This window comes from Microcoleus sp. OTE_8_concoct_300, from assembly GCF_031383065.1.
Classification (GTDB): Bacteria; Cyanobacteriota; Cyanobacteriia; order Cyanobacteriales; family Microcoleaceae; genus Microcoleus.
Map to the genome: position 1 here is coordinate 1 of NZ_JANMZH010000558.1, position 10,083 is coordinate 10,083.

The window sequence follows — 10,083 nt, forward strand, 5'->3', positions numbered from 1 at the left end:
GTAGAGAAAAAGGGATTACCTTTGGTTTTTTGATAAACCAATTCTGTCAAAGGCCGGGCCAAAGATAAATCGCACATCAGCGTATCTGCTACCAACTGATTGAGATCTGCTAAACTCAAAGGTTCCAGGGTAATTGTATTCACCACTGCCCCAGACTTCACAATCTCATCCACCGTCAACATAAACGGATGAGCAGCGGACACCTCATTATCCCGATAAGCACCCAACACCAACAGATGCCCCCTATCCTGCATTAACAGTTGTAGCAACTTCAGGGATGCCGAATCCGCCCACTGCAAATCATCCAAAAACATCACTAAGGGATGTGAGGCAGTAGTAAATACTTGCACAAACTTTTCCATCAGCAGATTGAAGCGATTTTGGGCGGCACTTCCCGACAGTTCTAGTGCAGGACTTTGAGGGCCAATGATGCGTTCTAATTCAGGAATTACCTCAATTAGCACTTGCCCACTGTCGCCCACTGCTGTCATAATCCTGGTTTTCCATGTTTGTAATTGAGCATCACTTTCTGATAATAATTGCCCCATCAATTCCCGAAATGCTTGCACAAATGCACTGAAAGGAATATTGCGCTGGAATTGGTCGTATTTGCCTTTTATAAAATAGCCCCGCTGTCTGGCTATTGGCTTGTGGACTTCGTTCACTACTGCGGTTTTACCAATCCCTGAAAAGCCAGCTACCAGCATCATTTCGGCGCTACCTGTACTGACTCGCTCAAAGGCTGCTAATAGATTATCAACTTCACTTCCCCGACCGTATAACTTTTCGGGAATCAGGAAACGGTCTGTAATATCCAGCGTTCCCAAGTCAAATTCTTCTATGCTATCGGTCTCTTGTAATTGAACCCGACACTTATCTAAATCGTGTTTTAGCCCCCCGGCTGTTTGATAGCGGTTTTCGGCATTTTTCGCCATCAATTTACTGACAATTTTCGAGAGAATTAGGGGAATTGTGGGAGCGATTTCGTGCGCTGGAACCGGATCTCTAGCAATGTGGTAGTGAACCAACTCTAAAGCATCTTCTGTCTCAAAAGGCAGTTTTCCTGTCAGCAATTCGTAGAAGGTGACGCCGAGGGAGTAAAAGTCACTGCGGTAATCGAGAGCGCGATTCATCCTCCCAGTTTGTTCCGGCGAGATGTAAGCAAGGGTGCCTTCTAAAACGTTGGGGTTTTTCAGGCTCGGCGTTTCTCGCGTTAGCTGAGTGGAAATGCCGAAGTCGATTAGTTTTATCTGCCCCGTCGCTGGATTGAATACTATATTAGAAGGGTTAATGTCTTTGTGGATGATATTTGCCCTGTGAATTTGCCCTAAAATTTCAGTTGTGGCGGAAGCAACCAGCAGAAATTCCTTGAGGCTAAACTTTCGCTGCTGCATCAATATTTTCAAGGATTGACCACCAAAGTCCTCGACAAACATCACGAGGCTGTTTTGGTATTTTTGCAAGTCATAAACTTGCACGACTCCCGCGTCTTTCAGCTCTCGGGTGATGCGGTATTCGGTGCGGTAGCGTAGCAATTCTTGAGGTGTGGGGTAGCTCTCTTTGAGAAGTTTGAGGATGAGCGGTTGGTTATCTGCTTCCCGAATCGCCCGGTAAACCAGAGAGTTGGCACTTTCATAGAGAAGTGTCTGGACGGCAATGCCTGGAATGGAGAGCATATTTATTTTTAGGGTAAAAATTAACGCGAAGTCAAAACGCACCCGATTCGTTGTGTCTAGAATAACGCTTTAGAAAGGAATTAGAAAGGAACAAATTGTGTTTTATCACAAACTGTTAGTTTTTGAGCAGCTCGTGGCTTTCAGGTAGTGTGGCATAGGAATGGTAAGGAGCTATAATGGTACGTATCTCAGCCTTGTTAATTCTCAATTCTATGAATTGTCTTCGTTGCGGTTCTCCAAACAGCGTTACAAATGGCCCGACCCACAGCGGAAACCAAAACTTTAAATGTAGAGATTGTCACAGGCAGTTTGTTCCAAACCCCAGACATCAACCGATTTCAGAAGAAACAAAAGAATTGATCGATCGGCTTTAGCAAGAAAAAATATCTTGAGCCGGGATTGCCTTTCGTCACGGGGGTGTCCCCCCGCTGGTTGCAATACTATGTGTTTTTCAACAATTAGCATCCGTCCTCCGGCAAGTTCAAGTAAAGTAAAAAAAAAGGCAAGCTAACGAGCCAATCTGATGAAATGTGGTCGTTTATAGGCTATAACGCTAACAAGCAGTGGCAAGAGCTGGCGATTGATGCCTTAACCAAAGAAATTCTAGGGCTGTAGATAGGAAGTAGAGTTGAAAATGGTGCTAGAGGTTTGTGGGATTCCCTCGTTGCAGTTTATAGACAACCTCTCGTCTTTTATACAGATTTTGGGACCGTCTCTAAAAAAGTTTTTCCTCGCCAGCGACACAAATCTGTCGGGAAAGATACGGGCCCAACTTCTGATATCGAAAGATTCAATAACACCCTGAGGCAAAGCAGATCTCGCTATTGTAAGAAATAGCGTGTCCTCATCTACAAAGCTCTCCAATCATCTCGCGGTATTCTGGTATTTTAGCCCTGATTATAACGCTTCTTTAGCCCTAAAAGTGTTTAGAATTTTTCCTTGCTATGCAGGACTACCAGACTTTGTTCTAATGATTTTGGAGAGTCATTTATCTACTTCCCCTTACCCTTGCGGGCTACAAACTCCCGCAGCCGCAGTAAACTCGCGGTTTGCCCCAAATTCAGCGGCAGCAGCGACACTCCCTCCAACCGAGACTGCACCCAACCGTCGCCCCAATACCACTCGTGAAATCCGTCAATTCCCTGACTCAATAACAGCCGCAAACAATTCTGCTCAGCAATATCAACGTGATGCTGAACTGCCACGGGGCCCAACCAACTCGTGAACGTCAAACCTTGAGAAAATTCTTCCGGCAAACCGCTAGACAACTGCTGCGGCCACAGCCACTGCTGCAATTGACTCGGACGCAACAAGCTGTCTTTAATCGCTGTTTCGGAAGCTTCAAGCTCAATCCGCAGGTTGCTTTGTTGGAAATTACCGAGCATAAGAATTTTAGATATAAGTGGAACTACTTAAATGTAACTTAATTGCACAGGTTCTAACCTATTCCGGGCGGGCTAGAAGCCCACCCCACAAAAACCAAATGCACTCTTTGTGGAACAGGCTAGGGAAGCCTGTTCAGGGCGGGCGGGCTCGCGTGCCCACCCCACAAGCAGAAAATTCATTCTTTGTGGAACAGGCCGGAAAGCCTGTTCATGTCCGGGCGGGCTCGCGTGCCCACCCCATAAGCAGAAAATTCATTCTTTGTGGAACAGGCATCTTGCCTGTTCTTAGAAAATATTGCAAAATGTTCAATCGCACATCAGCGTCAGTCCACCTTCATCTACACTGAAAAATTTAAGATCTTCGATCGAAACGATCGCCCCAGACCCGATTTTCGTATCGAACTGTTAAGCTCTGTTTCATTTCATTGAAATCTCCGGCCCGAACGCCTACCGCATCCAAAGTCCGTGATACCATCACACCTGAGTAATGCCTATAGAAAAAAACTGGAGAGAAAAACTTTGACACTAAGGGTTGCAGTAGTAGGTTCAGGCCCTGCGGGTTCTTCCGCCGCCGAAACACTGGTAAAAGCAGGCATCGAAACATACCTATTCGAGCGTAAATTAGACAACGCCAAACCCTGCGGTGGGGCGATTCCTCTGTGCATGGTCAGCGAATTTGACTTGCCGCCACATATCATAGACCGCCAAGTCAGAAAAATGAAAATGATCTCCCCCTCCAACGTCGAGGTGGACATCAACATCGAAAACGCACACGAATATATCGGTATGTGCCGCCGCGAAGTGCTCGACGGCTTCCTGCGCGATCGCGCCGCTTCCTTGGGTGCAAAACTGATTAACGGCACCGTTCACACATTAGATATTCCTTCAAACAACACCGACCCCTACATTCTCCACTATGCCGACCACTCCGACGGCAGCGCCATGGGAATTCAGAAAACTCTGAAGGTGGATTTGGTAATTGGGGCTGACGGCGCTAACTCCCGCGTAGCAAAGGCGATCGACGCTGGCGACTACAATTATGCGATCGCCTTCCAAGAGCGCATCCGCCTGCCAGAAGATAAAATGGCTTACTACGAAGACTTAGCCGAAATGTACGTCGGCGACGACGTATCTACGGATTTCTACGCATGGGTGTTCCCCAAATACGACCACGTAGCCGTCGGTACCGGCACGATGAAAGTCAATCAAGCCAGCATCAAAAAGCTGCAAGCAGGCGTCCGCGCCCGCGCTGCCAAAAAACTGATGGGCGGTGAGATTATTAAAGTGGAAGCTCACCCCATCCCGGAACATCCGCGTCCCCGCCGGGTTGTCGGCCGAGTTGCTCTCGTAGGCGACGCCGCCGGCTACGTTACCAAGTCTTCCGGCGAAGGTATCTATTTTGCCGCCAAGTCTGGCCGGATGTGCGCCGAAACGATTGTTGAGATTTCCAATAAAGGCGCGCGGATTCCGACTGAAGAGGAAATTAAGGTTTACTTGAAGCGGTGGGATAAAGCCTACGGCATTACTTACAAAGTTCTTGACATTTTGCAGCGCGTGTTTTACCGTTCCGATGCTACTCGCGAAGCTTTTGTGGAAATGTGTGCCGATCGCGATGTGCAAAAACTCACATTCGATAGCTACTTGTATAAGACAGTAGTACCGGCTAATCCTTTCGTGCAGATGAAGATTACTGCGAAAACCATTGGTAGCTTGTTACGCGGCAATGCTTTAGCGCCTTAATTCCGGGCGGGTAAACGCACTTTGTATAAAAAAAGCGGGCAGTCACAAAACTGCTCGCTTTTTTTTTGATCTAAGATAACGAACCGCGAAGGCGCTAAGGGCGCGAAGGAAGAGGAAGAAGAAGAATTGTTAGTTCAAGTTCAACTGCACTAAGGTGTCGGGGGCGAGGAAGTGGGAAATGTGATAAGCTCGCTCTTCTGTTTTTAGCAGGATTTTTTCGTAGAGGTAGCGCGTAGCTCGATCGCCCAAACTTTCTGCTTGTCCTGCTTGACGCCGCAGCAAACCGAGGATAGCTTGCTCTGCAATTAAATCGTGTTCTAGCATTTGGCGGCAGGAATATACGCCGTCGGCTTCCGGCTCAAAACAGCACAGCTCGGCTAACTTGCTAAAGCTAGCTGCTGGTATGCCACCCAACCCGTTTAACCGTTCGCCCAACTCGTGGACGCTATCTTGAGCTTCTCCGTAGCTTTCTTGAAAGAATTGGTGCAAGGAGTAAAATTCTGCCCCTTCTACCACAAAATGATGTTTTTGATATTGCAGGTAGAGAGCCTGAAAGCTGGCCAGCAGCGCGTTCATTCCTTCACAAATCGGTGCTGTGACTGAATGTTCCAGTAGAACTGGGTTTTCGGCTATGTGGCCAAATGGTCTCAATGCACTCTGAATCTCAGGCATGGGTGTTTTCCTCTCAATAGGCAGTTTTGTTGCCAATATAGTCAGTCTAGCACCGTAGATTTACGAGTCAAGCAAGGTCTGCCTCGATAGTGGAAGATTTTCTAGAGTAGGAAAATTTTTTTCTAAACCTATTGAGAATAATTAGCAGTTGGGTTATGCTTTAAAAAGATTCTCGTTCTGAAGGCTTCCTGAAAGTGGGGCGCAGCTTCTGAAGGCAGAAGGTAGAAGGCAAAAGGCAGAATTTTTCAGGAAGGGCTTTTGATAATCCTTTATTTTCTTGGGAAATCTAGCTTTTGACTTCTGCGGGCGATCGGTCAGGATCAAAAATTAATGCAAATTATTACTGTTGTCAAAAAATGAATCCCGCAGAGCCAGAATTAGACGTTTGTGACATTGTGCAAGTTAGTTGGCTAGATAGATGGCAAGTTTACAAACGCTTGCAAGAGCTAGAAATTCCCTGCTGGTGTGGAGTTGACCAACCTTTGCGGGCAAAAGTCAACACAGTCAAACAAGCGGCTCAGTTAATGAGCGTGTTGAGGCAAGTCAGTGCCCCTCGAGGCGAACTGGTGCAGTGGCTGGAGTGCTGCTGGCAAATAGGGTAAAGGTAGAAGGAAGTTCGGCAACGCGCAGTGTACAAGATGTAACGGATGTAACGGATTTAAAGGAGTCATAACAATGTATAAATCTGGCAAGCAAGTTTCCGAATTCAGTTTAGAGGGAGAAATCCTCGGCCTGATTGTTGAAGATGGCTGCAAACTTAAATATTTGCGAATTAGCAGCGATCGGGGAGTAGAATATCTTGTTAAACTTTGCAAGGAATTGCGGTCATTTCTGTTACCTGTTTTGACGCCCGGGTTGAAAGTTCAAGTTGTAGGTGAGAAAGAACTCAATCTGAAAAACGGTAAAATAAAACTTAAAGCTCGCAGCCTCAAGCTAGCTCAAGGCAAAAATGACCGATCGCCAGAACTGCTCGACTCTACCAATCTGCCTGTTGCGGTATTGACATCCGACGATCGCGCGATCGCCAAAAGCGAATTCACCTCTGGTGCAGCAGCTCAAACTGTAAAAGCTGCGGCAAAAACCCAAACCAAAATATTAGTATGTCAAAAATCAGACTGCCTGAAGCGGGGCGCTGGAGGAGTCTGTAAAGCTTTAGAAAATGCTTTGAATTCGCGCGGTTTAGAAGACCAAGTGACAGTTCAGGGAACCGGATGTCTCAAACAGTGCAAAGCGGGTCCAAATATAGTTGTGATGCCGGACAAAACTCGCTACAGCCGCATTGCGCCGGCAGAAGTTCCAGCAATCATTGACAAACATTTTGCAGTTGTTAAAGTTTAGGCGATCGCACGGATGCGGAAACACTAAGTTATACCATTTGAGATTAAAGAATTAAAAAATTGGGAATAACTGATTCTGTAGGGGTTTTGATCGCCGCCCTACAGTTGCATCATTTTTTGAAACTGCTATTAGACATTGGGAAAAATCATTTGGATAGGACTCGCGGCCAAAAACTCACATCCGCAGGGTTCTGGTGCGCGCATCTTACGCGTTAATTTGAGCTCGGGTTGTATAATAGCGCAACCGCTAAAACGGTTAGGACGTTCTTAATTGCTCAAACCCTTGATTTTATTGCTTCTTCCTTGTTCACGCAAGACGACTTCGATCGGACTTCTTGCGAACGCTATAGCTCGATCGCGCCACTGGATTTAGAGGCTATTGTCCCAAAAAACAGGAAAAATGACAAAAACTATCACTTAGGGGCTTCCTTCTGGAGAATCTATAAGGATAGACTGTATCACAGACCCTGTGACTATTGGGATAAAAAGCCATGTCAGAAGCTGATCTTCGAGCCCATCAGCACCAACCGCACCCTGCTGTTCCATCCGATACCGAACCATTGCAGTCAAATTTGGCTGCTGCTGGGGGTTTTGAGCCGATCGCCCCCCATCCGACAGACACTCCGGCAAGGGTTCCCCAACAGCCAGAAGAAGACTGGCAAACAGTAGATTTTCCCAACGCCATCAGCGTAGATGCAATTCCCACAAAACCTGAAACAAAAAATTCGCAATCTCAGACACAGCCTACCGAGGCGGGTTCGCCCCCGATTTCAGACAATCTAAAAAATCTCCTTGGCAATGCCGAACAGGCTAAGGGCAAAGGATCGACCCCAGTCACCCTAATGCAAGCGCTGCACGAATGCAACCGCGACCTTTTGCAGCGCCTCGCCCAGCTAGAAACAGCTCTCGAAGAGTCCCAAAACACCTTGCAGAATCGCGAAACTTTGCTACAACAACGGACTGCAGAACTCGAAAATACTCAAGAACAATTGACGCGGCTGTTTGGCAAAGTGGAAGTTTCCCATCAAACTCTCCAAAGTCAAGAAATTTTAGTCGAAAGTTTAAGAAGTAACTTGGCAACCAGCCAAGCCAGGCTAGCGGCTGTTGAGCGAGAATGTGCGTCTACTGTGCAGCGCTACAACGAACAGTTACACCAGCTAGTAGCCACAGAAAATGTTTGCAGGGAACTTCGATCGCGCTTGCACCGCCAGCAGCGCCACACCCTGCAATTCAAAGCTGCCTTGGAAAGAAGTCTGGAGATGCCGCACATAAAGCCACCGATGATCGACCCGCCTGACAATGCAGATGATACCGCCACCGCGCAATTAGAATCTTTGCTCGCGGCGGTCAAAAGCTCTCAGGTTCCGGTGCCGCCAGCTTTCAACGCTTCCCCTGTTAAACCTTGGTCGGAACCTGCAGAGCATTCAGAGGCAGTGGCTGCTTCCGATGCGATCGACTCTGAATCCATAGCAAATCTGGAACTCAACAAATTAGCCCAAGTATCCGGCATTCAATTGCATCCGACCGAAACCAACCAGCCTCAGGAGCCGACAACTGACTCGGCCCCTGCGGTTGCGGAACCTGAACTGCCGGTGGCTGAGTCTGAACCCGAAACTGCTGCTGTCAAATTAGGCAGTCCAGAATTGGCACCGGCTGTTCAAATTTTGAATTCAGTTGAAACCTTTGGCATTCAAGAAGTGCGATCGAGTGTGGCCAAACCTACAGCAGTCGCACAACCCGACTGGCTGACCTTGATTGCCAGTCCGCTGCGGCCTTCTAAAAAACGTCGATCGCTAGCTGAAATTGAATTGCCGAGTTTTCGATAGCGAACTGAAGTTGCTAGTTATAAGCTGTGACTGATGGAATCCCGGCGTTGGTAGTTGGTAATGGGTAATTGGTAATTGCTCAGACTTACCAATTACCAAAAAGAAAGCTAATTGGGCTTCAGTTGGAACTCGGTAAAAGTCTGCTATCCAGTTTACTTTTAACTGAACTGACTGATGACTACATTTGTTAAACTTAAAGTCGCTTTTGAAGCCTTCCTAAAAGTTCCAGAAACTGAACCCACCTCAGATTTGATAAAGGGAGAAATTATTCAAAAAACCCTGCCTCAAGGCGAACATATAGCGGTTCTCAAGCGTGGTGAGGTATGGGGGCGAGTCCTATGCCTATGCCCACGGAGGCCTATGCCCACGGAGGCCTATGCCCACGGAGGCCTATGCCCGCGAGAGCACCTCATGTTACTGAGAAAGGCTATAGCAGATTACAGGGTAAATTTTGCGCTGTCATTATGATGGGGAGTGGGGGGATGTGGAATTATTGACCTTGACTTTATCATTCCCATCCAACCGGAAACGATATCAATAGAAATTATGTCTCCGGAACAAAGCCAAACCAAAGTCCTGAGTAAATTACTGCATTCTTCCCGACGAAATGGCACTGAATAGGGGTGGTTGGTGTATCCAGAGGAAGAAAGTATTTTCGCAGTATTTCCCTGGCAAAAAGTGGAACTGTACAAAGGTGCAGATCAATTGCCCATACTCAGTGGAACCGAATTAGAATTGATATCATGTCCGGTCGATTCCCTCCGCTTCGCTTCGCCCGAAATCAGGTCGGGGCGGGTTTTTGAGATGGTCAATCGATTTTAGATTTGAGATTTTAGATTAAAGAATTGAAGCATTGACCCCACGGATAAATTCGGGGGGCAAGTTTCTCGAATACAGGTTTTTTATTTCTGGACGGATGAATCCGGGGGCTTGTATCCTGGATGCTTTGGGTCAAATTCTCCCCGTTCTCGGTACAGGCCTTAACGGCACTTCTGCAGCAACAATTTGTCCCGACTGGGTTTCTACTTTGGAATAGCTGCGCCAAAATCGCTCTACAACCTATCTTCAGGAGAAATCCATCATGTCTATTAACTATGTTGAACAGGATTTACGCAAGTACGCTCGATCGGTTCTAGTACCATGTGTCGAGAGTTAAAAAGGCAGGGACTAACAAAAAAAAGACGCTAGGTAGCAGTCAAGCGGCGACGCCGTGCGGGTGCAAAAATTAATCAAAAAAGCCCTTGCGTCGAGGGAAAAAGAAGCCTGCGGTCTAACGGTACTCCGTTGAGTCAGGTTTGTTCACAGTAAGCGCTAAAATCTTCTCAAGCTTGCTTGACCCGAAGAGGTTTCCCAAAAAAGACTACTCCTTCAAACCTTGGGGATGTCAGGCAAGCGCTACCATTACGCCTAGAAAAGGCCGAAAAATCAAATGGCTTACAGTGATTTT

General features: G+C 47.1%; 9 protein-coding genes. 6 read left to right on the forward strand and 3 right to left on the reverse strand.

Going from position 1 to position 10,083, the window contains the following annotated elements:
- On the reverse strand, positions 1-1,676 hold a 1,676-nt coding region (locus tag ACUVJL_RS25700; RefSeq protein ID WP_445248429.1), incomplete at its 3' end, for an ATP-binding protein.
- A gap of 212 nt (positions 1,677-1,888) precedes the next feature.
- Here ACUVJL_RS25700 and ACUVJL_RS25705 point away from each other — a divergent pair.
- Positions 1,889-2,050, forward strand: a complete 162-nt coding sequence (locus ACUVJL_RS25705; protein ID WP_445248437.1) for an IS1/IS1595 family N-terminal zinc-binding domain-containing protein — start codon at positions 1,889-1,891, stop codon at positions 2,048-2,050.
- A gap of 618 nt (positions 2,051-2,668) precedes the next feature.
- Here the strand turns inward: ACUVJL_RS25705 and ACUVJL_RS25710 are convergent.
- Positions 2,669-3,061 (reverse strand): hypothetical protein, encoded by a 393-nt coding sequence (locus ACUVJL_RS25710; RefSeq protein ID WP_445248430.1) that lies wholly within the window; start codon positions 3,059-3,061, stop codon positions 2,669-2,671.
- A 519-nt stretch (positions 3,062-3,580) separates the two neighbouring features.
- Between ACUVJL_RS25710 and chlP the strand changes: the two genes are divergently transcribed.
- Positions 3,581-4,801 (forward strand): geranylgeranyl reductase, encoded by a 1,221-nt coding sequence (gene chlP / locus ACUVJL_RS25715; RefSeq protein ID WP_445248431.1) that lies wholly within the window; start codon positions 3,581-3,583, stop codon positions 4,799-4,801.
- Positions 4,802-4,930: 129 nt separating this feature from the next.
- Here chlP and ACUVJL_RS25720 read toward each other — a convergent pair whose 3' ends face one another.
- The gene (locus ACUVJL_RS25720; RefSeq protein ID WP_445248432.1) at positions 4,931-5,473 is read right to left on the reverse strand and encodes a Dps family protein; all 543 of its coding nucleotides are present in this window, start codon (positions 5,471-5,473) and stop codon (positions 4,931-4,933) included.
- 356 nt (positions 5,474-5,829) lie between these two features.
- Between ACUVJL_RS25720 and ACUVJL_RS25725 the strand changes: the two genes are divergently transcribed.
- The 4 genes from ACUVJL_RS25725 (at position 5,830) to ACUVJL_RS25740 (ending at position 9,672) form a co-directional block, all read left to right on the forward strand.
- Complete coding sequence (locus ACUVJL_RS25725; protein WP_445248433.1) at positions 5,830-6,075, forward strand: Asr1405/Asl0597 family protein; 246 nt, start codon at positions 5,830-5,832, stop codon at positions 6,073-6,075.
- 73 nt (positions 6,076-6,148) lie between these two features.
- Positions 6,149-6,811: a (2Fe-2S) ferredoxin domain-containing protein gene (locus ACUVJL_RS25730; RefSeq protein WP_445248434.1), complete on the forward strand. Its 663-nt coding sequence runs from the start codon at positions 6,149-6,151 to the stop codon at positions 6,809-6,811.
- A 490-nt stretch (positions 6,812-7,301) separates the two neighbouring features.
- A complete protein-coding gene (locus ACUVJL_RS25735) occupies positions 7,302-8,636 on the forward strand; it encodes a hypothetical protein (RefSeq protein ID WP_445248435.1) in 1,335 nt (444 codons plus the stop codon).
- A gap of 853 nt (positions 8,637-9,489) precedes the next feature.
- Positions 9,490-9,672, forward strand: coding sequence for a hypothetical protein (locus tag ACUVJL_RS25740; RefSeq protein WP_445248436.1), 183 nt, complete (start codon positions 9,490-9,492; stop codon positions 9,670-9,672).
- Positions 9,673-10,083: the final 411 nt, after the last annotated feature.

Coding starts and splice junctions, on each gene's coding strand:
- ACUVJL_RS25705 (WP_445248437.1), top strand. CDS start 1,889: ATGAATTGTCTTCGTTGCGGTTCTCCAAACAGCGTTACAAATGGCCCG.
- ACUVJL_RS25710 (WP_445248430.1), bottom strand. CDS start 3,061: ATGCTCGGTAATTTCCAACAAAGCAACCTGCGGATTGAGCTTGAAGCT.
- ACUVJL_RS25720 (WP_445248432.1), bottom strand. CDS start 5,473: ATGCCTGAGATTCAGAGTGCATTGAGACCATTTGGCCACATAGCCGAA.
- ACUVJL_RS25725 (WP_445248433.1), top strand. CDS start 5,830: ATGAATCCCGCAGAGCCAGAATTAGACGTTTGTGACATTGTGCAAGTT.
- ACUVJL_RS25730 (WP_445248434.1), top strand. CDS start 6,149: ATGTATAAATCTGGCAAGCAAGTTTCCGAATTCAGTTTAGAGGGAGAA.
- ACUVJL_RS25735 (WP_445248435.1), top strand. CDS start 7,302: ATGTCAGAAGCTGATCTTCGAGCCCATCAGCACCAACCGCACCCTGCT.